Raw genomic sequence first — 25577 nt, forward strand, 5'->3', positions numbered from 1 at the left:
CGAGGCCCCAGACTTGACCCTCACGTAACGTCAGGGTCGACGATCGCTCGTATGAACTTTCCAGCTTTCGAGATGAGCCCGGTCCCCGTTCCCGGTCCCGATGCCGTTGCGCCGCAACCGTTCCGGGGTATCTACGGGATGCCGATGTTCGTGATCGTGCCGTGTGCCGATATCGCGAAGTCGGTGGAATTCTGGGTGGAGGGGCTCGGGTTCTTCGACTTCTTCACCGCGCCGGGGCAGGTGACCCATCTGCGACGGTGGGCGTTTCAGGATGTGCTTCTCGTACCGGGGGCGCAGGCGGAAGGACCGGGTGGGCTCACGGTGAGTTTCTCCTGCGTGCTCGATGAGATCGACGGCATCGCCGAAGCGTGCGAGCGGGCGGTGCCGGGGTGCACGGTCGGCCCACGGGTGATGCCGTGGAATTCGATGGAACTCGAGGTGGTGACTCCGGAGCACACGCGTGTGGTGATGACCGCCGCCCGCCCGTACGACCCGGACAGCCCGGCGGCCGAGCACCTGCGGTCGATGGGGATCGAGGGGCCATGACGGCACAATGGTGGTCGTGACCACCTCGCCACGCACCGTCGGCGCCACGGCGCGGCTGCTCGGTGTCACCACCCGCACCCTGCATCACTGGGATGCGATCGGGCTGGTCTGCCCGTCGGAGCGCAGCCCCGGCGGGTACCGGCTCTACAGCGCGGCCGAGGTGGCGCGCGCCCACCGTGTGCTGGTCTACCGCGAACTCGGCGTACCCCTCGACGACATCGCGAGCCTGTTGGACGCACCGCACGCCGACGCTCTCACCACCCTGCGCGAGCAGCGCGCCGAACTCGAGGCCCGCATCCATCGGCTACGCGGGATGGCCGATGCGGTGGATCGGCTGATCGAGGCACGCGAGTCGGGCATCCTGCTCCCCGCCGAGGACCAGGTCGCGATCTTCGGCGACGGATGGGAACCGGCGTGGGTCGAGCAGGCCCGCGTGCGCTGGGGCGAGACCCCGCAGTGGGCGCAGTACGCCGAACGCGTCGCCGACCGTACGCCGGAGGACTGGCGAGAGATCTCCGACGACCTGTCCGCCCTGCACACCGACCTCGCCGCGGCGCTGCGCCGCGGTGTCACACCGGGCAGCCCGGAAGCCGACACCCTCGCCGAACGCCACCGCGCCTCCCTCGCGGTCTATTTCGACTGCACCCACGCCATGCACGTCTGCCTGGCCCGCACCTACCGCACCGATCCCGGCTACACCGACTTCTACGATTCCCTCGCACCCGGCCTGACCCACTGGCTGTGCGCCGTCATCGACGACAATGCCCGAGCCAACGGCATCGACCCAGCCACCGCGACCTGGAGTTGACTGCCGTCTTCACAGGGTGGTGCGTTCAATTCGCGAGGACGACCAGACCGGCGCCTATCAGCGCCACGAGTGCGATCACGTCGGCACGGGCCACCCGAAGGGTTCGCGCGTTGAGGTTGCCCGGCCCGATCACCGCGGTCAGTACGAGAAACGTTGCGGTGCTGACGATTCCGGCCGTGAGCGTGACAGTCCTGGCGGCAGGAACTGCAGCGCCGACGACCAATCCGAACCCCACCGTCGCGAGCAACACCGCGCGATGACGCAGGAGAAGCTCCAGATCCTTATCTGCGACCTCGGTGCCATAGGCGGTGCTCGCCCGTCGCGGCGACAACGCGACCACCCCCGGCACGATGTGCAGAATTCCGACGCCGACCAGCAACGTCGCGACGATGCCTGTTCCCACCTTGCGCTCCTCCGTTTGCCTACCTGAAGTCGTGCAAGCATGTCCGGTACTGGCGGACGACCACTTCCGTAAACGTGTCGTATTCCGGCGGACGGCTTCGGCCGAGGCGCGCAGTTTCGTCGAGAACGCGCGTCACGAGCCCTATGCGGTGGTCGCCCAGACCTGATAGCGACCGGAATCCCCCGGCGCCTCGGCCGCGCGCAGACCGGTCTCGACCAGGCGATAACCGAGCCTGCGAGGCACTGCCGCGCTGCGGACATTGGCCGCGTCGCAACGGATTTCGACGCGCTCGATGTGGGGGAGCGCGAGCGCGGCGGCGGTGAGCGCGTGCGCCGCCCGCGTGATCACGCCGCGACCGGTATGGGCGACGTGACACCAATACCCGATTTCCAGTGCTCCGGCCGCCACACGGTCGTGCAGCCCGATCCCACCGGCGACTTCGCCTGCCGCAGTGAAGATTCCGTACAGATACCCGCCGCCCGGAGTCGGCCACCGCGTACTCGAGATCTCGATGGAAAGCCGCTGATCCTCGCGCGTGGGTGTTTCCGCCGCCCACGCCATCCACCGGTGCAGGTGCGCGTGCGAATCGATGAGCGCGGCCAACCGGCTGTCCACGTCCTCCAGCCGCCACCGGCGCACGACCAGGTCACCCAGGTCGATACGCGCCGGCGGCGTCGCCGCGATGTCGATTCCCATAGTCGATGGTCGCCGGACCCGCAGCGCCACGTCAAAGCGTTTTCGCCGAGCGGTCAGGAGAGGCGGTGGAGGATTCCGAGGGCGATATCGGTGGCGGCAGCGGCCATCTGGTCGTCGGGCAGATCCAGATCACCCATCATCGACACACTCCAGCTGATCGCCAGGAGCGCCTGCCGGGCGTAGTAGACATCCAGCGGTGCCCGATCGGGGTCGGTCATGAGGTCGGCGAGCACACGGAATTGGTAGCGCAGGCCCGCGCCGAATCCGAGATCGCGGAACGCGGGCTGGTTCTCGTGCCAGAACCGCACCATATCGCGCCCGAGACTGTGCAGCAGGGCGCTGTAACGGCGCAGGATCTGCTCGGCCCGTTCCTGGCCGGCCGGGGCTTGTTCGGCCCAGGTCACGATGTCGTCGATACCGCGCCGCAGGTCGTCGGAGAGGCTGACGACGATGTCTTCCTTGGTCCGGAAGTGGTAGTACAGCGCGGCTTTCGTGACACCGAGCCGCTCGGCGATCTCCCGCAGCGAGGTCTTCTCGTAGCCGCGCTCGGCGAACAACTCCATCGCCACAGCGCGGATGCGGTCCTTGGTGTCGCTACGACGTCCGTCCACGGAATTCCTTTGCTTGACGACCGGCTAGGAGAAGCCTACCGTCGCCACGTATCGGCAATTGCTAGCCGGGCGGCAAGTTAGTTCGAGGAGTAACGCGATGAGTGAAGTGGACGCACCTGTTGTGGGGGTGGCCTTGAGTGCCCTCGGCGTAGCGCTGATCCGGGAAATGGAGTCGCGCCGACCGGACCGGCTCTACGACGACCCGCTGGCCTCGGCTTTCGTGGCGTCCGCACGTGGCGACTTCACCGGCACCGATGGGGGTGCCGCGCGCTGGTCGCGGGTCGAGGCGCTGGCGGAGCAGTTCTTCCCGGGCCGCTCGGTAGGCGTGCGTCTCGTCGACGATCAGGTCGCCGACGCGGTCGCCGCCGGATGTCGCCAGCTCGTCCTGCTCGGCGCCGGTCTGGACACCCGGGCCTATCGCCTGGGGCTGCCCGCCGATGTCACCGTGTACGAACTCGACCTTCCCGCGCTGTTCTCCTTCAAGGAAGCCGTACTGCGCGCGACGGACGCCATACCGACCGCCCGCCGTCGGATCCTCCCGATCGATCTACGCGAAGAGTGGGCATCACGGTTGCGGGACACCGGCTTTCGGCCCGACCAGCCGACAGTGTGGATCGATGAGGGCGCGCTTCCCTATCTTCCCGCGGCCGATCATCGGCGAGCCGTCGCAACGCTCACGGACCTCTCGGCACCGGGCAGCAGATTCGGTCTCAGCCGATTCACCGTCGACGACAACGCACCGCACTACGTCGAACTGCGCAGACTCGTTTCCGGTGACGAGGACGCCGCGGCTCCACTGTCCGACGGCGAGCGGCCCGGCAGGCAATGGCTCGTCGACCACGGATGGCGAACCGAGTTCCGTGCCTGGGACGACATGATCGCTCCGCTCGGACGAGAGGTCGCGGTGCACGACCCACACGTCGGCGTCGTCCACGCCGTGCGGGAGTAGCGCTCCCGCGTGACACGGATAACGGACCGACGTGCGCCCCGGTCACGCACCGCGAAAACACGCTCGCTCGCAGGGCTTTCGGCGCCGCTGTGATCGTCGGCGCAGCAGTGCGGCGCGGTGGCCGGTCGTGGCCGTGCTCACAGGCGGCCCTACCTGGTCAAAGGGTGCGGCGGGCGCTGATAAGCTGACGGGCGAGTGAGACATCCTTTAACGGACCGTCCGGTGAGGCGGGGAAGGAGGTCGGCATGGCTGTGCCCGAACGGGCGGCCAAAACCGGCGCGGGCGAAATATCGCAGCGGCACACCCCGGAATGGGTGGCGGCTGGGCGGGAGCTGTTGTCGCCGTCGGATGTGCAACGCACCGTAGCGCGCATCGCGCACCAGATCATCGAGAAGACCGCCCTGGATTCCGGCGACGCCGACGCACCGCGGGTGGTTCTCATGGGAATCCCCACGCGCGGCACCACCCTGGCCAACCGGCTGGCGGACAAGATCGAGGAGTTCTCCGGCGTCCGGCCCGCGCTCGGCTCGCTCGACATCACCCTCTACCGCGACGACCTGCGCAGCCGTCCGCACCGTCCGCTGGAACGCACCTCGGTGCCCGACGGCGGCATCGAGAACGCCCTCGTCGTCCTCGTCGACGACGTGCTGTTCTCCGGGCGCACCGTCCGCAGCGCCCTCGACGGACTGCGCGACCTCGGCCGCCCCCGCGCCGTGCAGCTGGCGGTCCTCATCGACCGAGGCCACCGCGAACTGCCGATCCGCGCCGACTACGTGGGCAAGAACGTGCCGACCTCGCGTGCCGAGGACATCTCGGTCCTGCTCACCGAACACGACGGCCACGACGGCGTCTACCTGCATCAGGAGGCGAAATGAAGCACCTGCTGACCGTCGCCGACCTGGATCGCGCCGCCGCCACCGAACTGCTCGACGAAGCCGAACGATTCGAACAGGCCCTGCTCGGCCGCGAAGTGAAGAAGCTGCCGACCCTGCGCGGACGCACCGTGATGACGGTGTTCTACGAGAACTCCACCCGCACCCGCGTCTCCTTCGAGGTCGCCGGTAAGTGGATGAGCGCCGACGTGATCAATGTGAGCGCGTCGAGCTCGTCGGTCTCCAAGGGCGAATCGCTGCGCGACACCGCGCTCACCCTGCACGCGGCGGGCGCCGACGCGCTGATCGTGCGCCACCCCGCCTCGGGCGCGGCGCACCAGATCGCGCGCTGGATGGAACAGTGGGCCCGCGAGGAGAACCGGCAGGCCCCGTCGATCATCAACGCGGGCGACGGCACCCACCAGCACCCCACCCAGGCGCTGCTCGACGCGCTGACCCTGCGTCAGCGCCTCGGCGACATCGAGGGCAAGCGGGTGGTGCTGGTCGGCGACATCCTGCACAGCCGGGTCGCCCGGTCCAACGTCGTGCTGCTCGACACTCTCGGCGCCGAAGTGGTGCTGGTCGCGCCGCGCACGCTGCTGCCGGTCGGGGTCGACGCCTGGCCCTGCCGGGTCGCGACCTCCCTCGACGCCGAACTGCCCGGCGCCGACGCGGTGATGATGCTGCGCGTGCAGGCGGAGCGGATGAACGGCGGGTTCTTCCCGTCGGCCCGCGAATACTCGATCAACTACGGATTGTCCGAGCGCAGGCTCGCGCTGCTCGACGACGACGCGGTGGTGCTGCACCCCGGTCCGATGCTGCGCGGCATGGAAATCGCCTCGGCCGTCGCGGACTCACCGAAAGCCGCTGTGCTGCAGCAGGTCTCCAACGGTGTGCACATGCGGATGGCCGTGCTGTTCCGGCTGCTCGTCGGCCAGGAGGAAGCGGCGTGAGCGGTCAGCGCCCGGAGGAGGCAGCCCGCGTAACCACGGAGGGCGCCCGAGCACGCCAAGGAGGAGGCCGCATGACAGAGCTGCTCATCAAGAACGTCAAGCCCTACGGTGAGGGCGAGCCGGTCGACGTGCTCGTGCGCGGCACCGTCATCGCCGAGATCGGTTCCGGTCTCACGGCCGCCGACGACGCCGAGATCATCGAGGGCAACGGCCAGATCCTGCTGCCCGGCTTCGTCGACCTGCACACCCACCTGCGCGAACCCGGCCGCGAAGACACCGAGACCATCGAAACCGGTTCCGCCGCGGCCGCTCTCGGCGGGTACACCGCCGTGTTCGCCATGGCCAACACCAGCCCGGTCGCCGACTCGCACGTCATCACCGATCATGTGTGGCGGCGCGGCCAGGAGGTCGGCCTGGTCGACGTCTTCCCCGTCGGCGCGGTGACGGTCGGCCTGGAAGGCAAGCAGCTCGCGGAGATGGGCACCATGGCCGCCGGTGTCGGCCAGGTCCGGATGTTCTCCGACGACGGGCACTGCGTCTACGACCCGCTCATCATGCGGCGCGCGCTCGAGTACGCGAATTCGCTCGGAGTCCTGATCGCCCAGCACGCCGAGGAGCCGCGCCTGACCAAGGGCGCCGTCGCGCACGAGGGCCCGAACGCCGCCCGGCTCGGTCTGGCCGGCTGGCCGCGGGCCGCCGAGGAGTCGATCGTCGCGCGTGACGCCCTGCTCGCCCGCGACGCCGGTGCCCGCGTGCACATCTGCCACGCCTCCACCGCGGGCACCGTCGAGCTGGTGAAATGGGCCAAGTCCCAGGGGATTTCGATCACCGCCGAGGTCACCCCGCACCACCTGCTGCTCGACGACTCGCGCCTCGAGACATACGACGCGGTCAACAAGGTGAACCCGCCGCTGCGCGAGGCCTCCGACGCCGCCGCGCTGCGTCAGGCCCTGGCCGACGGGATCATCGACTGCGTCGCCACCGACCACGCCCCGCACGCCGAACAGGACAAGTGCTGCGAGTTCGCGGTGGCACGCCCCGGCATGCTCGGCCTCGAGACGGCCCTGTCGATCATCGTGCAGACGATGGTGCGGCCGGGTCTGCTCGACTGGCGCGGTGTCGCGAAGGTGATGAGCGAGAAGCCCGCCGCGATCGTCGGACTCGACGACCACGGCCGCCCGATCGCCGTCGGCGAACCCGCCAACCTCACACTCGTCGACCCCGACGCCGAGTGGACGGTGCGCGGCGCCGAACTGGCGAGCATCTCGAACAACACGCCGTTCGAGGACATGACGTTCCCGGCCGAGGTCACAGCCACCGTGCTGCGCGGCCGGGTAACTGCCCGCGAGGGCAAGGCGGTCGGGATCTAGGGAGGCCAGGACGTGGAGAGAACGCTGTGGGTAGTCGGGCTGCTGGCGGTATTCGTACTGTGCCTGTGGCTGATGTACCGGGCCTGGCAGAAGAAAGCCGCGAGCCAGCAGTCGCGGATCGGTGACCTGCCGACCGTGCCCGCCGAACTGGGTGCGCAACTGCTGGAGCCGACCACCGGTCTGTACCTGGGCAGCACCTTCGCACCCAGCTGGCAGAACCGGATCGCGGTCGGTGACCTGGGGTTCCGCGCGACCGCCGAACTGACGCGGTTCGAACGCGGGATCCTGCTCGAACGCGACGGGGCGACGCCGATCTGGATTCCCCAGGAATCCGTGACGGCCGTGCGCACCGAGCGCGGACACGCGGGCAAAGTGATGACGGACAATGGTGTGCTGGTAATTCGCTGGACACTGCCGACCGGAACCGAGATCGATACCGGATTCCGGGGCGACGACAAGACGGTGTACCCGGCATGGACCGCGGATGCGACCAGGGTGACGACGGGAGACGAGACGAATGACGAAAGTTAAAGCAGCCCTTGTGCTGGAGGACGGCCGCGTGTTCCGCGGTACGGCCTTCGGCGCCGAGGGGCAGACCCTGGGTGAAGCGGTGTTCTGCACCGCGATGACCGGGTACCAGGAGACCCTCACCGATCCCAGCTACGACCGCCAGATCGTGGTGGCCACCGCCCCGCAGATCGGCAACACCGGCTGGAATGACGAGGACGACGAGTCCGGCAAGATCTGGGTCGCCGGCTACGCCGTGCGCGACCCCTCGACGATCTCGTCGAACTGGCGCGCCACCGGCACACTGCAGGATCAGCTCGACAAGCAGAACGTGGTCGGCATCGCAGGCATCGACACCCGCGCGGTCGTGCGCCACCTGCGCACCCGCGGGTCGATGAAGGCGGGCATCTTCTCCGGTGCCGCCCTCGCCGGTGACGAGGAACTGCTCGCCCGCGTGAACGGTCAGCCGTCCATGCTCGGCGCGGACCTGGCCGAAGAGGTCAGCACCGACGGCATGTACACCATCGAGCCGGTGGGCGACCACCGCTTCACCGTCGTCGCGGTCGACCTCGGCATCAAGACCAATACCCCGCGCATGTTCGCCGAACGCGGTGTGCGCACCCACGTGGTGCCGTCGAACACCTCCCTCGACGACATCCTGGCGCTGAACCCCAACGGTGTGTTCCTCTCCAACGGCCCCGGCGACCCGGCCACCCAGACCGGCGCGATCGCGCTCACCCAGGGTGTGCTCGAGCGCGGGATCCCGCTGTTCGGCATCTGCTTCGGCAACCAGATCCTGGGCCGGGCACTGGGCCGCGAGACCTACAAGATGAAGTTCGGCCACCGGGGCATCAACATCCCGGTCGTCGAAGCGGGCACCGGCCGCATCTCCATCACCGCGCAGAACCACGGCTTCGCCCTGGAGGGCGAGAAGGGCGAGCAGTTCGACACGCCCTTCGGTAAGGCCGAGGTCTCCCACGTCTGCGCCAACGACGGCACCGTCGAGGGTGTGCGACTGATCGACGGTCGCGCCTTCTCGGTGCAGTACCACCCCGAGGCCGCCGCAGGCCCGCACGACGCCGCATATCTGTTCGACCGTTTCGCCGGTCTCATGGAAGGAGCCTGATGCCTCGCCGCGAGGATCTGAAGCACATCCTGGTGATCGGCTCTGGCCCGATCGTGATCGGCCAGGCGTGCGAATTCGACTACTCCGGTACGCAGGCGTGCCGGGTGCTGCGGTCCGAGGGACTGCGCGTGTCGCTGGTGAACTCCAACCCGGCGACCATCATGACCGACCCCGAGTTCGCCGACTCCACCTACGTGGAGCCGATCACCCCGGAGTTCGTCGAGAAGGTCATCGAGAAGGAACGCCCCGACGCGATCCTGGCCACCCTCGGCGGGCAGACCGCGCTCAACACCGCGGTCGCGCTGCACGAGAACGGGGTGCTTGCCAAGTACAACGTCGAGCTGATCGGTGCGGACTTCGACGCCATCCAGCGTGGCGAGGACCGGCAGAAGTTCAAGGACATCGTCGCCAAAGTCGGCGGTGAGAGTGCCCGCAGCGCCGTCTGTTACACGATGGACGAGGTGCGCGCCACCGTCGCCGAACTCGGCTACCCGGTGGTCGTTCGCCCCTCCTTCACCATGGGTGGCCTCGGCTCGGGCATGGCCTACAACGAGGAAGACCTCGACCGCATCGCCGGCGGCGGCCTGTCGGCCTCGCCCACCGCGAACGTCCTGATCGAGGAGTCCATCCTCGGCTGGAAGGAATTCGAGCTCGAGCTCATGCGCGACGGCCGCGACAACGTGGTCATCGTCTGCTCGATCGAGAACGTCGACCCGATGGGCGTGCACACGGGCGACTCGATGACCGTCGCCCCCGCGATGACGCTGACCGACCGCGAGTACCAGAAGATGCGCGATCTGGGCATCGCCATCCTGCGTGAGGTCGGCGTCGACACCGGCGGCTGCAACATCCAGTTCGCGGTGGACCCGAAGGACGGTCGCCTGATCGTCATCGAGATGAACCCGCGCGTCTCGCGCTCCTCGGCGCTGGCGTCGAAGGCCACCGGCTTCCCGATCGCCAAGATCGCCGCCAAGCTGGCCATCGGTTACACCCTCGACGAGATCGTCAACGACATCACCGGCGAGACACCGGCCTGCTTCGAGCCGACCCTGGACTACGTCGTCGTGAAGGCGCCGCGGTTCGCGTTCGAGAAGTTCCCCGGCGCCGACGCCACGCTCACCACCACCATGAAGTCGGTGGGCGAGGCGATGTCGATGGGCCGCAACTTCTCCGAGGCGCTGGGCAAGGTGCTGCGCTCGCTCGAGACCAAGGCGGCCAGCTTCTGGACCGCCGAGGACGGGCAGTGGGCGCCCAAGGATCCCAGCGATCCGGCCTCGGTGCGCGAGGCCATCGACGCCATCCTCGCCGACCTGCGCGTGCCTACCGAAGGCCGCATCTACCAGGTGGAACGGGCCTTGCGCTACGGCGCCTCGATCGAGGAAGTCGCCGCCGCCTCCGGTGTGGACCCGTGGTTCGTCGCCGAGGTCGCCGGGCTGGTCGCGCTGCGCCAGGAGGTGCTCGACGCGCCCGTTCTCGACGAAGACCTGCTGCGTCAGGCCAAGCACTACGGTCTGTCGGACCGCCAGCTCGCCGCCCTGCGGCCCGAGCTCGCCGGGGAAGCGGGCGTGCGCTCGCTGCGTCACCGCCTGGGTGTGCGTCCGGTGTACAAGACCGTCGACACCTGCGCCGCCGAATTCGAGGCCAAGACCCCGTACCACTACAGCTCCTACGAGCTGGATCCCGGCGCGGAGTCCGAGGTCGCGCCGCAGCGTGAGCGCGAGAAGGTCATCATCCTCGGCTCCGGCCCGAACCGCATCGGTCAGGGCATCGAGTTCGACTACTCGTGTGTCCATGCGGCGCAGACACTCTCGGCCGCCGGGTACGAGACCGTGATGGTCAACTGCAACCCCGAGACCGTCTCCACCGACTACGACACCGCCGACCGCCTCTACTTCGAGCCGCTGACCTTCGAAGACGTGCTCGAGGTGTACCACGCGGAGTCGGAATCGGGCACCGTCGCCGGTGTCATCGTCCAGCTCGGCGGCCAGACCCCCCTCGGTCTGGCGCAGCGGCTCACCGACGCCGGTGTGCCGGTGGTCGGCACCTCCGCGGCCGCCATCGACCTGGCCGAGGACCGCGGCGAGTTCGGTGACGTGCTCGTCGCCGCCGGCCTGCCCGCCCCCAAGTACGGCACCGCCACCACGGTCGAGCAGGCCAAGAAGATCGCCGCCGAGATCGGCTACCCGGTGCTGGTGCGCCCGTCCTACGTGCTCGGCGGGCGCGGCATGGAGATCGTCTACGACGAGAAGTCGCTCGAGGGCTACATCTCCCGCGCCACCGAACTCAACCCGGACCACCCGGTGCTCGTCGACCGGTTCCTGGAAGACGCCATCGAGATCGACGTCGACGCCCTGTGCGACGGCGAGGAGGTCTACCTCGGCGGCGTGATGGAACACATCGAGGAAGCGGGCATCCACTCCGGTGACTCCGCCTGCGCGCTGCCCCCGATCACTTTGGGCCGCAGCGACATCGAGGCCGTGCGCCGCTCCACCGTCGCACTGGCCAAGGGCATCGGCGTGAAGGGCCTGCTCAACGTGCAGTACGCCCTCAAGGACGACGTGCTCTACGTCCTCGAGGCCAACCCGCGCGCCAGCCGGACGGTCCCGTTCGTCTCCAAGGCCACCGCGGTGCCGCTGGCCAAGGCGTGCGCCCGGGTGATGCTCGGCGCCACCATCGCCGAGCTGCGCAAGGAAGGCATGCTGCCGCCCGAGGGCGACGGCGGCCACGTGCCGCTCGACGCGCCGGTCGCGGTGAAGGAAGCCGTGCTGCCCTTCCACCGGTTCCGTCGCGCCGACGGCTCCGGCGTGGACTCGCTGCTCTCCCCGGAGATGAAGTCCACCGGCGAGGTGATGGGCATCGACGCCGACTTCGGCACCGCCTTCGCCAAGAGCCAGGCCGCCGCCTACGGCTCGCTGCCCACCGAGGGCACGGTGTTCGTGTCGGTCGCCAACCGCGACAAGCGCGCCATGGTGTTCCCGATCAAGCGCCTGCACGACTTCGGCTTCCGTATCCTCGCCACGGCGGGCACCGCGGAAACCCTGCGCCGCAACGGCATTCCGTGCGAACAGGTGCGCAAGCACTCCGACCCGGCGACCACCGATCCGGCCACCGGCATGCCGGAGGCCTCCATCGTGGAGCAGATCCGCGACGGCGAGATCGACATCGTGTTCAACACCCCCTACGGCAACTCGGGCCCCCGCGTGGACGGCTACGAGATCCGCACCGCCGCGGTGGGCGCGAACATCCCGTGCATCACCACCGTGCAGGGCGCGGCGGCCGCGGTGCAGGGCATCGAGGCGGGCATCAACGGTGGTCTCGGGGTGCGTTCGCTGCAGGAACTGCACTCGAAACTGCGTGGCTGACATGACATTCGGTCACCGGTTGCAGCACGCCATGCGGCAGTTCGGTCCGGTGTGCGTCGGCATCGACCCCCACCCCGCCCTGCTGCGGGCGTGGGGGCTCACCGAAGACGTCGACGGGCTGGAGGCGTTCGCCGAGATCTGTGTCGAGGCCTTCGACGGTCGCGTCGCCCTGGTGAAGCCGCAGGTCGCGTTCTTCGAGACCTACGGCTCCGGCGGCATCGCGGTCCTGGAACGCACCATCTCGGTGCTGCGCGCCTCGGGCACCCTGGTGCTCGCCGACGCCAAGCGCGGCGACATCGGCTCCACCATGGACGCCTACGCACACGCCTGGCTCGGTGACGGGCCGCTCGGTTCCGACGCCGTGACGGTTTCGCCGTACCTCGGTTTCGGGTCACTCGACCCGGCACTGAGCCTGGCCGAGGCCAACAGTCGTGGCGTGTTCGTCCTGGCGGCGACCTCCAATCCCGAAGGGGCGCAGCTGCAGCGGATCACCGCGGCCGACGGGCGGACGATCGCGCAGACGATGGTCGACGAGGCCGCCGCCCGCAACACGGGCGACGGATTCGGCTCCGTCGGGGTGGTCGTCGGCGCCACGCTCACCGAGGCGCCCGACCTGTCGAAGCTCAACGGGCCCATCCTCATGCCGGGAGTGGGCGCCCAGGGTGGGGGAGCGGACTCGATCCGCGCGCTCGTCCCCGAGGCGAACCTGTCGGCGGTGGTCCCGAATGTGTCGCGCGAGGTGCTCAACGCGGGCCCGTCGGTGACGGCGCTGTGCGACAAGACCGCTCAGCTGCAGGAGGAGTTCGCCTTCCTGCAGGCCTGATATCTGCTGTGACGGAGCCGGAGTGGCGTGCGAGCCGCTCCGGCTCCGTTGTCGTACCCCCGTAAGGGGGCCGAAATGGCCTCTGGCGCAATTGCTTTCGAGTTCCGGATGGTCCGGGTGGATCGACGCGTTCAGGCGGCGACGAGGGCGTTCCTGGCCCGCCACCAACCGAACGCGCCGACCCCGACCGGGACGAGCAAGGTGACGAACCCCGACAGCGGTTGGTAGATCAGCCCGCACGCCGTCACCAGCGCCAGCGTGCCGAGCACCGGCGCGGGCACGAACCCACGCGCCCGTTCCAGGTCGATCATGGCCAAGCCGAGGCCGACGCCGACCACGCCGAACAGGGTGAACCAGAACGACAGCTCCGTGTCCTGATCGCCCGCCGCCAGCAGTGCGATGCCCATGACCGTGTGCACGCTCGCGATGAAGATCAACGACGCTCCGGCGAGCGGAAAACGAGTTTTTGAATTCATATTCATAAACTGTGCCACTAGGCTGACGCGGTGGCAAGACCCCGTCTCTTCACCGACGATCAGGTGCTCGACGCCGCCCGTGACCTGCTCGCCGACCCGGCGGTCGCCCGGCCGTCGATCGCCGCCATCGGCAAGGCCGCGAGCGTGCACTCCGGCTCCATCTACGTGCGTTTCGCCTCACGTGACGAACTCCTCGCCCGGTTGTGGCTGCGTTCGATCCGGCGCTTCCACGAGGGTTTCGTCGCCGCGCTGCGCGGGCCCCAGCCGCTGCTGTCGGCGGCCGTCTTCCTGCCTCGCTACTGCCGTGAGCACCCCACCGAGGCCAGGGCGATGAAGATGTTCCATCGGGAAGAATTGCTCGATGTGGGGCCCGAGGAGCTGCGGACCGCGATCGCGGGCGTCAACGACGAGATGCAGGCCGCGCTGCTGGCCGCCGTATCGGCCGAATTCGGGGTGGTCGACGACGAGTCCCGGGCGATCGCCGAGGCGGCGGTGAAGGCGATTCCGTACGGATTGGTTCGCGATTACATCGCCCGAGCCGCCCCGATTCCGGGCTGGATCGACGATGTGACCGCGACCGCCGCGGGAGCCGTGCTCGACCGGTTTCGCGCCCGCAAGTGACGACACGCGGTACGAAAACGTGCGACACGCGCACAAATTCGGGAAAGTCGCTGGTCGCGCCGCGCCGGGTTTGCCGGACCGGCCGACCGTGCTCACGCTACCCAGTGGCTAACATCGCCCAAAACGGTATAACCGCAGGTCCAGACGTGTTTCCGAAATTCGGCGGTACGATCGGATGGCGGGAATCCGACCTCGCCGCATCATGCCCGCGCGCGCCATACGGCATCCGTAATCCGCCCCTGACCTGGGGGTCGGGTTCGCAATCGGCGGGCACCGTGGGTACGGTCGCACAGACCGTCCGGGTAACCGGCGGTAGATCTAGCAATGAACGATGAGACGGAGGAACCCGTGGCCCTTCCCCAGCTGACTGACGAGCAGCGCGCCGCTGCTCTGGAGAAGGCGGCTGCCGCTCGCCGCGCTCGGGCAGAGCTCAAGGAGCGCCTGAAGCGAGGCGGCACCAACCTGAAGCAGGTCCTCACCGACGCCGAATCCGACGAGATCCTCGGCAAGATGAAGGTGTCGGCGCTGCTCGAGGCTCTGCCGAAGGTGGGCAAGGTCAAGGCCGCCGAGATCATGACCGAGCTGGAGATCGCCCCCACCCGGCGTCTCCGTGGCCTGGGCGACCGTCAGCGCAAGGCGCTGCTGGCTCGCTTCGACTTCGACTCCTGATCCAGGTGGTCGAACAACACACGCGGAAGGGCCGACTGGTTGTACTGGTCGGCCCCTCGGCCGTCGGCAAGTCGACGGTCGTGCGGTGCGTGCGGGAACGTCTGCCCGAGCTGGTTTTCAGCGTCTCGGCCACCACCAGGGCCCCGCGCCCCGGCGAGGTCGACGGACGCGACTACCGCTTCGTTTCCCGAGCCGATTTCGACGCCATGATCGAGGCGGACGAATTGCTCGAATGGGCGGACATCCATGGGGGGTTGCAGCGATCGGGCACCCCCGCGGCGCCGGTGCGTGAGGCACTGGACGCCGGACGATCGGTACTGCTCGAAGTCGACCTGGCCGGTGCGCGGTCGGTCCGGCAGGCGATGCCGGAAGCGCTGCTGGTGTTTCTCGCCCCGCCGAGCTGGGAAGAACTGGTCTCGCGGCTGCGTTCGCGCGGCACCGAGACCCCCGAGGTGATCGAGCGCCGACTCGAGACCGCCCGGGTCGAATTGGCCGCACGTGACGAGTTCGACACGGTCATTGTGAACGCCGAGGTGACGGCCGCCTGCGAGCAGTTGGTATCCTTGTTCGTTAGCACAAATTCGAGTTCTTGACCCACTAAACCGCAGGAGCCTCCCCTAGTGAGCACGGACATCACCGCTGCACCCGCGTACGACACTCCCATCGGCCTGACCAACCCGCCGATCGATGAGCTGCTCGAGCGCACCTCGTCCAAGTACGCCCTCGTGATCTACGCGGCCAAGCGCGCCCGCCAGATCAACGACTACTACAACCAGCTCGGTGACGGCATCCTCGAGTACGTCGGCCCGCTCGTCGAGCCGGGTCTGCAGGAGAAGCCGCTGTCGGTCGCCATGCGCGAAATCCACTCCGACCTGCTCGAACACACCGAGGGCGAGTGACAATCCCCAGCCGGGAGGCGTAAAGACCATGCGGATCGTCGTCGGGGTCGGCGGGGGCATCGCCGCTTACAAGGCGTGTGCCCTCGTTCGCCGTTTCACCGAGACCGGGCACCAGGTGCGGGTCATCCCCACCGAGGCCGCGCTGCAGTTCGTCGGCAAGGCCACCTTCGAGGCGCTGTCCGGTCAGCCGGTGCACACGGACGTGTTCACCGACGTGCCCGAGGTGCCGCATGTGCGGATCGGCCAGGAGGCCGATCTCGTCGTCATCGCCCCCGCCACCGCGGATCTGATGGCCCGCGCCGCCCAGGGGCGCGCCGACGATCTGCTCACCGCCACCTTGCTGACGGCCCGATGTCCGGTGTTGTTCGCGCCCGCGATGCACACCGAGATGTGGGAGCATCCGGCGACGGTGGCCAATGTCGCGACGCTGCGCGCGCACGGCGCCACCGTCATGGAACCCGCGTCGGGCCGGCTCACCGGTGCCGACACGGGGCCGGGACGGCTGCCGGAACCGGAGGAGATCTTCGGTCTGGCCTCGCTGCTGCTCGAGCGCGCCGACGCACTGCCCCGCGACCTGACCGGCCGCCGCGTGGTGATCACCGCAGGTGGGACGAGGGAACCTCTCGACCCGGTGCGCTTCCTCGGCAACCGCAGCTCCGGTAAGCAGGGCTACGCCCTGGCCAGGGTCGCCGCCCAGCGTGGTGCCCAGGTGACGCTGATCGCGGGCAACACCATCGAGCTCGCCCCGCCCGCCGCGGTCGAGTTGGTCCACATCACCACCGCCGAACAGCTCAAGACGGCCGTCGACAAGCACGCCGTCGGCGCCGACGCGGTCGTCATGGCCGCCGCGGTCGCCGATTTCCGTCCGACCCACGTGGCGGCAGCGAAGATCAAGAAGGGCGCCGACGAACCCGACGTGATCCCGTTGACCAAGAACGCCGACATCCTCGCCGGTCTGGTCGACGCCCGCACCGAGGGCAGGCTCGACGGCACCGCGATCGTCGGTTTCGCCGCCGAGACCGGGGACGACAACGGTGACGTGCTCACCCACGCCCGCGCGAAACTGGCCCGCAAGGGCTGCGACCTGCTCGTGGTCAACGCGGTGGGCGAGGGCAAGGCGTTCGAGGTCGACACCAACGACGGATGGCTGCTCGGCGCCGACGGCACCGAGGTGGCACTCGATCACGGTTCCAAGGCGCTGCTGGCGAGCAGGGTGCTCGACGCGCTCGTCCCGCTGCTGCGCTGACCGGGTAAAACCGCCGTTTCGTGCGCGAAAACCGTTGCGCCGCAACGATCTCGCGCAGTGTACCGCGCACGGGTGGGTTCGTGGTGTGGCTTGTCCTAACCCGCCACCTTGTCGGTGGTTTGGAATAGTCTGAAGAGAAGTAACCCGTTGAGGGAGAGGGAATAACTGTGCGTACGACAGGTAGTCGGCTATTCACCAGTGAGTCTGTGACCGAGGGCCATCCGGACAAGATCTGTGACGCGATCAGCGATTCCATCCTCGACGCATTGCTCGCCGAGGATCCGGGCAGCCGCGTCGCGGTGGAAACCCTGGTCACCACCGGCCAGGTCCATGTCGCGGGCGAGGTGACCACGTCGGCCTACGCCGATATCCCGCGAATCGTGCGCGAGAAGGTCCTCGAGATCGGATACGACTCCTCGGCAAAGGGTTTCGACGGCAACTCCTGCGGTGTCAACATCGCGATCGGCGCCCAGTCGCCCGATATCGCCCAGGGTGTCGACACCTCGCACGAGGCGCGCGTCGGCGGGTCCGACGACGAGATCGAACGCCAGGGCGCGGGTGACCAGGGCCTGATGTTCGGCTACGCCACCATCGACACCCCCGAGCTGATGCCGCTGCCGATCGCGCTCGCGCACCGGCTCTCGCGCAAACTCACCGAGGTCCGCAAGTCCGGCGTGCTGCCCTACCTGCGTCCCGACGGCAAGACCCAGGTCACCATCGAATACGACGGTGACCGCCCGGTCCGCCTCGACACGGTCGTCATCTCCACCCAGCACGCCGCCGATATCGACCTGGACAACCTGCTGGCCCCCGATATCCGCGAGAAGGTCGTCGAGTCGGTCATCGCCGATCTGGAGATCCCGTCGCTCGACACCTCCGACATCCGCCTGCTGGTCAACCCGACCGGCAAGTTCGTGCTCGGTGGCCCGATGGGTGACGCCGGTCTGACCGGTCGCAAGATCATCGTCGACACCTATGGCGGCATGGCCCGCCACGGTGGTGGCGCGTTCTCCGGCAAGGACCCGTCGAAGGTCGACCGTTCGGCCGCCTACGCCATGCGCTGGGTCGCCAAGAACGTGGTGGCCGCCGGTCTGGCCGACCGCGTCGAGGTGCAGGTCGCCTACGCCATCGGCAAGGCGGCGCCGGTCGGTCTGTTCGTCGAGACCTTCGGCACCGAGAAGGTCGACCCGACCCGCATCTCCACCGCCATCTCCGAGGTGTTCGACCTGCGTCCGGGCGCGATCATCCGCGATCTCGACCTGCTGCGCCCGATCTACGCGCCGACCGCGGCCTACGGTCACTTCGGCCGCACCGATGTCGACCTGCCCTGGGAGCACACGGACCGCGCCGACAAGCTGCGCGCGGCCGTCGGCCTGTAGTACCCCACGGCCCGCGTGACCGCGGACGAACCATCGACAGCAGCGGGACACCCGATCGCCCGGGTGCTCCCGCTGCTGTCGCCCGCGCACCTGGACCGCGACTTCGACTACCTCGTCCCGCCCGAATTGGACGAGATCGCCCAGCCCGGCGTCCGCGTGCGCGTCCGCTTCGCCGGCCGCCTCGTCGACGGCTATCTCCTGCAACGCCTTTCGTCCACCGAGCACACCGGCAAAATGGTGAAGCTCGAGCGCGTTGTCTCCCCGGAACGCGTCCTCACCCCCGAAATCCTGCGCCTGGCCACCACCGTGGCCGCCCGCTACGCAGGCACCCGCGCCGACGTCCTGCGCCTGGCCATCCCACCCCGCCACGCCCGCACCGAAGCGAGCGGGTCATCGGCCTCGAAAAGGTCTTCCGGCACCTCCGGTGACTCACCCGGCCCCGGCGAGGGTTCATCACCACCTGCCGCCGCGCCCCCGAGCACCGAAACCGGTTCCGCTGTTGCTGCCTCCGGGACCGGCACCGGCGACGTCACGACCGGGACCTCGGCCACCGGCGCTTCACACAACGTGGTCGGCTCTCGCGCAGGCGTGACTGAATCCGCCTCTGCCGCAATGGAATTTCCCGCCGATGCCGACGGCACACATGATCCGGCCGGTGCTGCCGACGGCACGTCCACAGCCGCCGCCGGACACACCGGTGACGCGGTTGGAGCAGTCGGCGGCGCGCCCGATTCCGCTGCTGTGGCCGACCGCGCCGTCTGCGTGGCTGATTCCGCTGGCGGCAAGACTGACGCTGCTGCGGCTTCCCGTACCGGCGATGCGGTTGGTGCGATGGGCAGTGCGACCGATTCTGGTGCTGCATCCGACGATGCCGCCCATACAGATGGTGCCGCTGCGGCGGGTCGCACCGTCGGCGCGGCTGGTTCTCCCGGTGGTGGGACTGGTTCTTCCGCGTCTGGTCGCGCCGCCGGTGAGGAAGGTTTCGGGGGCGGTGTGTCTGGGCCTGCCGCAGTTGTGACCGAGACCGATTCAGCCACAACGGAATCGGCAGTGGATGTCGATGTGTCGGCCTGGGAGCGGTATCTGCACGGTGGGGCGTTCGTGCGGGCGTTGCGGCAGGGGAGGGGACCGCGGGCGGCGTGGCAGGCGATGCCGGGGGAGGACTGGGCGGCTCGGTTGGCCGAGTTGGCCGCGACTGTCGTCGCGGCGGGGCGCGGGGTGGTGTTGATGGTGCCGGATCAGCGTGATCTGGATCGGCTGCTCGCGGAATGTGTTCGGCTGGTAGGTGATTCGGCGGTCGGGTTGTCGGCGGGATTGGGGCCCGCCGCGCGGTACCGGCGGTGGTTGTCGGTGTTGCGGGGGCAGGCGCGGATCGTGGTCGGCACGCGAGCCGCGGTGTTCGCGCCGGTGCGTGACCTCGGGTTGATCGCCATCTGGGACGACGGGGACGACACCTACGCCGAACCACGCGCACCGTATCCGCACGCGCGGGAGGTCGCGATGCTGCGCGCCCACGAGACCGGCGCCGCCTTCGTGGCCGCCGGTTTCGCGCGCACCGCCGAAATTCAGGCGGTTGTCGAAACCGGTTGGGCCCACGACCTTCTCGCCGAGCGTGCGACCCTACGCGGGGTGATGCCACGCATCAGCGCCCCCGGCGACAGCGACTTCGCCCTGGAACGTGACGCGCTGGCCAGAGCCGTGCGTATCCCCGGCGTGGCCTTCACCGCCGCCCGTGCCGCGATCAAGGAGAACGCGGCGGTACTGGTTCAGGTACCCCGACGCGGATATGTGCCGTCGTTGGCGTGTGCCAAATGCCGAACCCCCGCCCGGTGCCGACATTGCAACGGCCCCTTGGCATTACCGCATTCGAGCAATGGTGAAGCCGCCAGCCCGCATTGCAAATGGTGCGGCATCACGGAGGCCGCGTTCCGCTGCCAGGCGTGCGGGGCGCGCGCGCTGCGGGCGATGGTGATCGGCGCGGCCCGCACCGCGGAGGAGCTGGGCCGGGCCTTCCCCGGTGTGCCGATCCGGACATCCGGGGGCGGCGACATGCTAGACACCGTGGAGCCGGGCGCCCAGGTGGTGGTCGCGACCGTCGGCGCCGAGCCCGTGGTGCGCGGCGGCTACGGCGTCGCGCTGCTCCTCGACGGCTGGGCCCTGCTGGGTCGCGCCGACCTGCGTGCCGCCGAGGACACCCTGCGCCGCTGGATGGGTGCGGCCGCCATGGTCCGCCCCCGTGGCCAGGTGATCGTGATGGCCGAACCGTCCCTGCCCACCGTGCAGGCCCTGGTCCGCTGGGACCCGGTCAACCACGCCGCCGCCGAACTCGAGGCCCGCGCCGAGGTGGGCTTCCCCCCGGCCGTCCGCATGGCCGCCGTCGACGGAACCACCGAGTCGATCGCCGAACTGCTCGAGGCCGCCCAACTACCGGACCAGGTGGAGATCCTCGGCCCCGTCCCCCTCCCACCCACGGCCCGCAAACCGTTCTCCGGCGCCGACGAACCCGCCGAAGTGGAACGCATGCTCCTGCGCGCCCCTCGCTCCGCCGGAACCCCCCTGTCGCGCGCGCTCACCGCCGCCCAGGGCGTCCGCAGCTCCCACCGCTCCGATGCCCCACTCCGTGTCCAGATCGATCCGGTCGACATCGGCTGATCCGCCAGGCCCTCTCCCCGTCGGCCGAGTCGATGTGGTCCGCGGCTGCCGCATCGAAATCGACACTGCCCTCGGCGGCCCCGACAGGATGTCAACTGGTTTCGCCCCGGCCGATTTCGGCGTCGATCGCGTCGGCCGGGTCGACGTCCACTGCGGCCAGGGCCGATCCCAGGCGCCTTTCCATCTCGACGCGGAGGGGATCAGCTGATCAGGTCCTTCTCCGCGCGCGGGGTTCAGCGGAACATCGCGGCGTGCCGCTGCGCCCACTGGGCGTAAGACGTGGCCGGGCGGCCGAGGACTCGTTCGATATCGGTGCTGACCTGCTGCTCCTCGGAGGTGGGTGTGCCGAGGATGGTTAGGGTGTGGTCGGCGACCGGTTCGGGCATGAAGTGCAGCATGTTCTGTTTCGCCTGTTCGGGTGTCAGTGCGACGAAGGTGATCGGCTCCTCGATCGCCGCGGCGAGGGCGGCCGCCTGTTCCCGTGGACTCACCACGGCGGGGCCGGTGAGGGTGTAGGCGTGTCCGGCGTGGCCGTCCTCGCGCAGAGCCGCTGCCGCGACGGCGGCGATATCGGCGGGGTCGACCGAGGGCAGACCGACGTCGCCGAAGGGAGCCGCGACCGTGCGGGCGGTGCGGACGGATTCGAGCCAGGCGAAGGTGTTGGAGTTGAACGCGCCCGGTCGCAGCGCGGTCCATTCGAGGTCGGAGGCCGCGAGAGCCCGCTCGAAGGCGATCGTTCGCGCGTACCCGGCGGACTCCGGCCGGGTGACCGCGCCCTGGGAGGACACGAAAACCACCCGGCGCACACCGGCCGCCGACGCCGTTTTCAGTACCTGTTCCGGCTCGGGTCCGCTCATCAGCTGTGCACCCGTGATGAGCAGGAACAGCGCGTCCGCGCCGGTGAGGGCAGGGGAGAGGCTGTCGAGGTCGCCCAGATCGGCGACGACGTGCTCGACGCCCGCGGGCAGGTCGACGGGCGTGGTTCCGCGCGAGACCGCACGAACCGACTCTCCCGACTGGTGCAGTACCTCGACCAGCTGACGTCCGATATTGCCGGTCGCACCGGTGACAACGATCATGCTTATTCCTTAGTTAGTTGACTGACTTAAAAGAACGTAGCAGCTGGATCGCCGCCCTGTCTATAGTTAGTTGCATGACTGACTCACAAACGCGGGTGGCGCCGAGAGCGGGGAAGCGGGAACGTCTCGTCGAGGCGGCCGCGCGGGTGTTCTACGAGCAGGGCATCGAGAAGACGACGATCGCCGATATCGCCACCGCGGCCGACGTCCCGGTCGGCAACGTCTACTACTACTTCAAGACCAAGGATCAGTTCGTCCACGCCGTCATCGAGACCCATGCGAGCACGCTGGCCGAGGTGGTCGCGAGGCTCGCGCCGTTGCCCGGACCGGCCGAGCGGTTGAAGGCGATGGTCGACTCGTGGGTGGACCAACGTGACCTCGCCGCCCGTTTCGGTTGCCCGACCGGCTCGCTCGCCGCCGAACTCGACAAGCGGCCCGACGGTTTCGGGGGTGAACCGGCGCGGCTGATGAGCCTCCTGATCGATTGGGCGCGCGATCAATTCACCGAATTCGGCAGGCCCGACGCGGCGGAACTCGCGGTAGCCTTCGTTGCGGCCTATCAAGGAATTTCGCTGATCACCAACACATTTCGTGATCCTGACCTGATGGCTACCGAGGGTGACCGGCTCAAGCGGTGGATCGATGAGGTCGCCGGTCGGGACTGATCAGAACCGGTCGTTTCTGTCCGGTTCGTGGCCACCGAGGTCGGGGGCGCCGACGGCGCTGTGGTATGACCGGATGACCCTGCCCGATGACGTGCGGCGGGCTTGCGGAGAGGACCGTGGTGGAGTTCTTCAGGATGTCCGACGGTGAGTTCGTGCCGACGGAAGTGGCGATCAGCCGCTGGTCGCCCAATCAGCTGCACGGTGTCGCGGTGTGCGGCCTGCTCGCGGTGGAGGCCGAGAAGCACAGTCCTGGCGAAGGTTTCGTGCCTGCCAGGTTCACCGTCGACCTGTTCCAGCAGGTGACGACCGACCCGATCTCGCTGCACAGCGAAGTGGTGCGCGACGGCAACCGCATCAAGGTCGCCGATGTCCGGCTCGTGCAGCAGGGGCAGACGCGCTCCCGCGCTACCGTCACCTTCCTCGCGGCCACCGACGACCCGCCCGGGACCGTCTGGCAGCCCGATCTGGAACTACCCGTCCCCGAGCAGCGCATCGACGAGCCGGGCGGCGCCGCACCGCTGTTCAAATCCGGTGCGGGCGACTGGCTCACCGATTTCCGCACCACCCGCGACGCGGAACGCAAGGTCACCTGGAACAACCTGCCGACCCTCGTCGCGGGCCAGCCCTTCTCGCCCTTCCAGCGTGCCGCCGCCAGCGGTGACCTCACCAATCTCGTCTGCCACTGGGGTTCGCACGGTGTCGGCTACATCAACGCCGATATGACCCTCAGTCTCTCGCGCCTCCCCGAGGGGGTGGAGCTCGGTCTGCAAGCCCTCGATCACACCTCTCGGGCAGGCGTCGCGGTGAGCAGTGCCGTCCTCTACGACCGCCGGGGCAAACTCGGTACCGCCACGATCACCGCCATCAGCAACGACCGCCGGCGCTCGCCCTCGACCACGGAGAGTAAGCCGGTCGCGGTGGCCGCCGAGTAGTTCGCTCGCCTCTTCCGCAACCCCACCGCACTCGCGGGGAGGGGTGATCCGGTGCTGCCGTGAGGCGGCGCACAGCAAGAACACCCTTGCGCTAGATGCATTGCCGATATATCGTCGATAACGTCAACTCGAAAAGAACACGCCTTAGGAGGCTGTTATGCACGACGATCGACAAAGAGAATTCGGACACTTCGAACGAGGACGCGGGCAGGGGCACCCGGAATTCGGGCCCGACCGCAGGCACTTCCGGCGCGGTGGCCGCCACGGTCACGGCCCGGAATTCGGACCCGGCTTCGGCCCGGGATTCGGTCCCGGTTTCGGCCCGGGTTTCGGCCGGGGACGCGGTCGCGGCGGCCGGGGCAGGCGCGGTGACGTCCGCGCCGCGGTCCTGTTGCTGCTCGCCGAACGACCCATGCACGGCTACGAACTGATCCAGCAGATCCGCGAGCGCAGCGACGACATCTGGCGTCCGAGCCCGGGTTCCATCTACCCGGCATTGGCCCAGCTCGAGGACGAGGGACTGGTCCTCATCGAGAAGGTGGCCGGGCGCAAAACCGCGCAACTCACCGAGGCGGGCAAGGCCTATGTCGAGACCGAACGCGACGAGCTCGGCGACCCCTGGGCCGAGGTCCGGCAGGACGTCGGTGCCCAGGCGCTCGATCTGCGTGGCCTCGTCGGCCAGGTGATGGGTGCGGTCGGTCAGGTCGCCCAGGTCGGTACCCCGGAACAAGCCGCGCGAGCGGCCGAGGTGCTCACCGAGACCCGCCGGGCGCTGTACCGGATCCTCGCCGAGGACGACATCGCCGCGACCGGTGACGCAACCCCCGATAAATGAGGGCGGCGTGAACCCCCCTTTCGAGGTGCGTTTGCCCAGGCAATGGAGTAAATCATTGGGGTATGGAACAACCGCGAGGTCTGTGGGGTTGGGGATCGTCACAATGGGGAAGGGCGGCGTCGCGGACGGCGCTCGCCTGCGCGGCGGTGATCGGGGTGGCACTCGCCCCGATCGCCACCGCGGAACCGCCGGGTTACCGCCCGGCAATCGTTCCGAGCCAGCCGGGTCCGGCACAGTCCGACCACCTGGCCGCCGCCCGCTACATCAGCGACCATCCCGACGCGGTTCCCCTGGGCGTCAACAACTTCGGCTGTAAGCCGAGTGCCGAGCACCCGCGCCCGGTCGTGCTGGTCCACGGTACCGATTCGAGTGCCTACTCCGACTGGTCGGGTATCGGCCCGCAACTCGTGGCGGCAGGCTTCTGCGTGTTCGCGCTGAACTACGGTGGTGCGCCCGGCGCCGACACCTACGGCACCGAGGACATGCGCGTGAGCTTCGCCCAGCTCGCCGCCTTCGTCGAGCAGGTGCGCGCCGCGACCGCGGCGGCCGAGGTCGACCTCGTCGGTTTCTCGCAGGGGGCCAATGTCAGCCGGTACTACGTCAACAAGCTCGGCGGCGCCGAGGTGGTGAACACCTGGGTGGGGCTCGCCTCCCCGAGCTACGGCGGCGTCATGTACGGCCTCGTTCCGGTCGGTCAGGCGGTGCCGGGCATGATGGACGTGTACGCGAAGGTGACCTCCACCGCCGCCGTCCAGCAGGCGCAGGGCGAGCCGATCATGGTCGAACTGAACGCAGGCGGCGACACCGTGCCCGGTGTCCGTTACGTCACTGTCGGCAGCCGAGTCGACGAGATGATCCAGCCGTTCGAGAACATCGCCCTGCGCGGGCCGGGCGCGGAGAACCTCGTCCTCCAGGACCTGTGCCCCGACGACCTGACCGGGCATTTCAACCTCGTCTACGACCCGTTCGTGCAGCAACTGCTGCTGCGGGTGCTCGACTCGAACCGGCCCGCGCCGGTCTGCACGCCGGTGCCACTGGGGACGGGCATTCCGCAGGTCATCATCGCAGGCAACTCCTGACGGCCGCGCCGGTCGGAAC

General features: G+C 68.8%; 26 protein-coding genes. 21 read left to right on the forward strand and 5 right to left on the reverse strand.

Translation table 11 applies throughout. The features are described 5' to 3' along the window. Window positions 1-51 precede the first annotated feature (51 nt). A complete protein-coding gene (locus ACWEVR_RS04705; RefSeq protein ID WP_452465842.1) occupies window positions 52-546 on the forward strand; it encodes a VOC family protein in 495 nt (164 codons plus the stop codon). A gap of 7 nt (window positions 547-553) precedes the next feature. Next, window positions 554-1354 carry a MerR family transcriptional regulator gene (locus ACWEVR_RS04710; RefSeq protein ID WP_452465843.1) on the forward strand — a complete coding sequence of 267 codons (801 nt, stop codon included), beginning with the start codon at window positions 554-556 and terminating at the stop codon, window positions 1352-1354. A 25-nt stretch (window positions 1355-1379) separates the two neighbouring features. Here ACWEVR_RS04710 and ACWEVR_RS04715 read toward each other — a convergent pair whose 3' ends face one another. From ACWEVR_RS04715 to ACWEVR_RS04725, 3 genes are all read right to left on the reverse strand, one after another. Then, window positions 1380-1757, reverse strand: coding sequence for a hypothetical protein (locus ACWEVR_RS04715; protein WP_452465844.1), 378 nt, complete (start codon window positions 1755-1757; stop codon window positions 1380-1382). 141 nt (window positions 1758-1898) lie between these two features. After that, complete coding sequence (locus ACWEVR_RS04720; RefSeq protein ID WP_452465845.1) at window positions 1899-2453, reverse strand: GNAT family N-acetyltransferase; 555 nt, start codon at window positions 2451-2453, stop codon at window positions 1899-1901. 53 nt (window positions 2454-2506) lie between these two features. Next, window positions 2507-3064 (reverse strand): TetR/AcrR family transcriptional regulator, encoded by a 558-nt coding sequence (locus ACWEVR_RS04725; protein WP_452465846.1) that lies wholly within the window; start codon window positions 3062-3064, stop codon window positions 2507-2509. A gap of 97 nt (window positions 3065-3161) precedes the next feature. Here ACWEVR_RS04725 and ACWEVR_RS04730 point away from each other — a divergent pair, with 97 nt between their 5' ends. The 8 genes from ACWEVR_RS04730 (at window position 3162) to pyrF (ending at window position 13026) form a co-directional block, all read left to right on the forward strand. After that, complete coding sequence (locus ACWEVR_RS04730) at window positions 3162-4013, forward strand: SAM-dependent methyltransferase (RefSeq protein WP_452465847.1); 852 nt, start codon at window positions 3162-3164, stop codon at window positions 4011-4013. Between the two features lie 245 nt (window positions 4014-4258). Beyond that, window positions 4259-4888 (forward strand): bifunctional pyr operon transcriptional regulator/uracil phosphoribosyltransferase PyrR, encoded by a 630-nt coding sequence (gene pyrR / locus ACWEVR_RS04735; RefSeq protein ID WP_452465848.1) that lies wholly within the window; start codon window positions 4259-4261, stop codon window positions 4886-4888. Further along, window positions 4885-5838: an aspartate carbamoyltransferase catalytic subunit gene (locus tag ACWEVR_RS04740; RefSeq protein ID WP_452465849.1), complete on the forward strand. Its 954-nt coding sequence runs from the start codon at window positions 4885-4887 to the stop codon at window positions 5836-5838. The genes pyrR and ACWEVR_RS04740 overlap by 4 nt, the downstream gene beginning before the upstream one ends. A 71-nt stretch (window positions 5839-5909) precedes the next feature. Then, complete coding sequence (locus ACWEVR_RS04745) at window positions 5910-7208, forward strand: dihydroorotase (RefSeq protein WP_452465850.1); 1299 nt, start codon at window positions 5910-5912, stop codon at window positions 7206-7208. Between the two features lie 12 nt (window positions 7209-7220). Next, window positions 7221-7739, forward strand: coding sequence for a PH-like domain-containing protein (locus ACWEVR_RS04750; RefSeq protein ID WP_067636064.1), 519 nt, complete (start codon window positions 7221-7223; stop codon window positions 7737-7739). After that, entirely contained in the window at window positions 7726-8841 is a 1116-nt protein-coding gene (carA, locus tag ACWEVR_RS04755; protein ID WP_067493613.1) for a glutamine-hydrolyzing carbamoyl-phosphate synthase small subunit, read from the forward strand. Before ACWEVR_RS04750 ends, carA begins: the two co-directional genes overlap by 14 nt. Further along, on the forward strand, window positions 8841-12203 hold the full coding sequence (gene carB / locus ACWEVR_RS04760; protein ID WP_452465851.1) for a carbamoyl-phosphate synthase large subunit: 3363 nt from the start codon (window positions 8841-8843) through the stop codon (window positions 12201-12203). The genes carA and carB overlap by 1 nt, the downstream gene beginning before the upstream one ends. Window position 12204: 1 nt before the next feature. Beyond that, window positions 12205-13026 carry an orotidine-5'-phosphate decarboxylase gene (pyrF, locus tag ACWEVR_RS04765; protein WP_067636061.1) on the forward strand — a complete coding sequence of 274 codons (822 nt, stop codon included), beginning with the start codon at window positions 12205-12207 and terminating at the stop codon, window positions 13024-13026. A 131-nt stretch (window positions 13027-13157) separates the two neighbouring features. Here pyrF and ACWEVR_RS04770 read toward each other — a convergent pair whose 3' ends face one another. Next, entirely contained in the window at window positions 13158-13502 is a 345-nt protein-coding gene (locus ACWEVR_RS04770; protein ID WP_452465852.1) for a DUF6463 family protein, read from the reverse strand. Between the two features lie 30 nt (window positions 13503-13532). On the opposite strand from ACWEVR_RS04770, the gene ACWEVR_RS04775 reads away from it, so the two are divergent. The 7 genes from ACWEVR_RS04775 (at window position 13533) to ACWEVR_RS04805 (ending at window position 20968) form a co-directional block, all read left to right on the forward strand. Then, a complete protein-coding gene (locus ACWEVR_RS04775; RefSeq protein WP_452465853.1) occupies window positions 13533-14123 on the forward strand; it encodes a TetR/AcrR family transcriptional regulator in 591 nt (196 codons plus the stop codon). Between the two features lie 348 nt (window positions 14124-14471). Next, window positions 14472-14792 (forward strand): integration host factor, actinobacterial type, encoded by a 321-nt coding sequence (mihF, locus tag ACWEVR_RS04780; protein WP_030203531.1) that lies wholly within the window; start codon window positions 14472-14474, stop codon window positions 14790-14792. A gap of 5 nt (window positions 14793-14797) precedes the next feature. Next, window positions 14798-15385 carry a guanylate kinase gene (gmk, locus tag ACWEVR_RS04785; RefSeq protein ID WP_452465854.1) on the forward strand — a complete coding sequence of 196 codons (588 nt, stop codon included), beginning with the start codon at window positions 14798-14800 and terminating at the stop codon, window positions 15383-15385. Between the two features lie 27 nt (window positions 15386-15412). Then, complete coding sequence (rpoZ, locus tag ACWEVR_RS04790) at window positions 15413-15691, forward strand: DNA-directed RNA polymerase subunit omega (protein WP_067493623.1); 279 nt, start codon at window positions 15413-15415, stop codon at window positions 15689-15691. Between the two features lie 28 nt (window positions 15692-15719). Then, window positions 15720-16937 (forward strand): bifunctional phosphopantothenoylcysteine decarboxylase/phosphopantothenate--cysteine ligase CoaBC, encoded by a 1218-nt coding sequence (coaBC, locus tag ACWEVR_RS04795; protein ID WP_452465855.1) that lies wholly within the window; start codon window positions 15720-15722, stop codon window positions 16935-16937. A 167-nt stretch (window positions 16938-17104) separates the two neighbouring features. Beyond that, on the forward strand, window positions 17105-18316 hold the full coding sequence (metK, locus tag ACWEVR_RS04800) for a methionine adenosyltransferase (protein ID WP_452465856.1): 1212 nt from the start codon (window positions 17105-17107) through the stop codon (window positions 18314-18316). Between the two features lie 15 nt (window positions 18317-18331). Continuing rightward, window positions 18332-20968, forward strand: a complete 2637-nt coding sequence (locus ACWEVR_RS04805; protein WP_452465857.1) for a primosomal protein N' — start codon at window positions 18332-18334, stop codon at window positions 20966-20968. Between the two features lie 233 nt (window positions 20969-21201). On the opposite strand, the gene ACWEVR_RS04810 is transcribed toward ACWEVR_RS04805, so the two are convergent. Further along, the gene (locus ACWEVR_RS04810; RefSeq protein ID WP_452465858.1) at window positions 21202-22047 is read right to left on the reverse strand and encodes an SDR family oxidoreductase; all 846 of its coding nucleotides are present in this window, start codon (window positions 22045-22047) and stop codon (window positions 21202-21204) included. 74 nt (window positions 22048-22121) lie between these two features. On the opposite strand from ACWEVR_RS04810, the gene ACWEVR_RS04815 reads away from it, so the two are divergent. The 4 genes from ACWEVR_RS04815 (at window position 22122) to ACWEVR_RS04830 (ending at window position 25558) form a co-directional block, all read left to right on the forward strand. Continuing rightward, window positions 22122-22712 (forward strand): TetR/AcrR family transcriptional regulator, encoded by a 591-nt coding sequence (locus tag ACWEVR_RS04815; RefSeq protein WP_452465859.1) that lies wholly within the window; start codon window positions 22122-22124, stop codon window positions 22710-22712. A 134-nt stretch (window positions 22713-22846) separates the two neighbouring features. Next, complete coding sequence (locus ACWEVR_RS04820) at window positions 22847-23644, forward strand: thioesterase family protein (protein WP_357146038.1); 798 nt, start codon at window positions 22847-22849, stop codon at window positions 23642-23644. 157 nt (window positions 23645-23801) lie between these two features. Next, window positions 23802-24479 carry a PadR family transcriptional regulator gene (locus ACWEVR_RS04825; RefSeq protein WP_067493635.1) on the forward strand — a complete coding sequence of 226 codons (678 nt, stop codon included), beginning with the start codon at window positions 23802-23804 and terminating at the stop codon, window positions 24477-24479. 62 nt (window positions 24480-24541) lie between these two features. Then, on the forward strand, window positions 24542-25558 hold the full coding sequence (locus tag ACWEVR_RS04830; RefSeq protein ID WP_452465860.1) for an esterase/lipase family protein: 1017 nt from the start codon (window positions 24542-24544) through the stop codon (window positions 25556-25558). Window positions 25559-25577 lie beyond the last annotated feature (19 nt).

Source organism: Nocardia sp. NPDC003979 (assembly GCF_053605015.1).

Coding starts and splice junctions, on each gene's coding strand:
- ACWEVR_RS04705 (WP_452465842.1), top strand. CDS start 52: ATGAACTTTCCAGCTTTCGAGATGAGCCCGGTCCCCGTTCCCGGTCCC.
- ACWEVR_RS04710 (WP_452465843.1), top strand. CDS start 554: ATGGTGGTCGTGACCACCTCGCCACGCACCGTCGGCGCCACGGCGCGG.
- ACWEVR_RS04720 (WP_452465845.1), bottom strand. CDS start 2,453: ATGGGAATCGACATCGCGGCGACGCCGCCGGCGCGTATCGACCTGGGT.
- ACWEVR_RS04730 (WP_452465847.1), top strand. CDS start 3,162: ATGAGTGAAGTGGACGCACCTGTTGTGGGGGTGGCCTTGAGTGCCCTC.
- pyrR (WP_452465848.1), top strand. CDS start 4,259: ATGGCTGTGCCCGAACGGGCGGCCAAAACCGGCGCGGGCGAAATATCG.
- ACWEVR_RS04740 (WP_452465849.1), top strand. CDS start 4,885: ATGAAGCACCTGCTGACCGTCGCCGACCTGGATCGCGCCGCCGCCACC.
- ACWEVR_RS04745 (WP_452465850.1), top strand. CDS start 5,910: ATGACAGAGCTGCTCATCAAGAACGTCAAGCCCTACGGTGAGGGCGAG.
- carA (WP_067493613.1), top strand. CDS start 7,726: ATGACGAAAGTTAAAGCAGCCCTTGTGCTGGAGGACGGCCGCGTGTTC.
- carB (WP_452465851.1), top strand. CDS start 8,841: ATGCCTCGCCGCGAGGATCTGAAGCACATCCTGGTGATCGGCTCTGGC.
- pyrF (WP_067636061.1), top strand. CDS start 12,205: ATGACATTCGGTCACCGGTTGCAGCACGCCATGCGGCAGTTCGGTCCG.
- ACWEVR_RS04770 (WP_452465852.1), bottom strand. CDS start 13,502: ATGAATTCAAAAACTCGTTTTCCGCTCGCCGGAGCGTCGTTGATCTTC.
- coaBC (WP_452465855.1), top strand. CDS start 15,720: ATGCGGATCGTCGTCGGGGTCGGCGGGGGCATCGCCGCTTACAAGGCG.
- ACWEVR_RS04810 (WP_452465858.1), bottom strand. CDS start 22,047: ATGATCGTTGTCACCGGTGCGACCGGCAATATCGGACGTCAGCTGGTC.
- ACWEVR_RS04815 (WP_452465859.1), top strand. CDS start 22,122: ATGACTGACTCACAAACGCGGGTGGCGCCGAGAGCGGGGAAGCGGGAA.
- ACWEVR_RS04820 (WP_357146038.1), top strand. CDS start 22,847: ATGTCCGACGGTGAGTTCGTGCCGACGGAAGTGGCGATCAGCCGCTGG.
- ACWEVR_RS04825 (WP_067493635.1), top strand. CDS start 23,802: ATGCACGACGATCGACAAAGAGAATTCGGACACTTCGAACGAGGACGC.
- ACWEVR_RS04830 (WP_452465860.1), top strand. CDS start 24,542: ATGGAACAACCGCGAGGTCTGTGGGGTTGGGGATCGTCACAATGGGGA.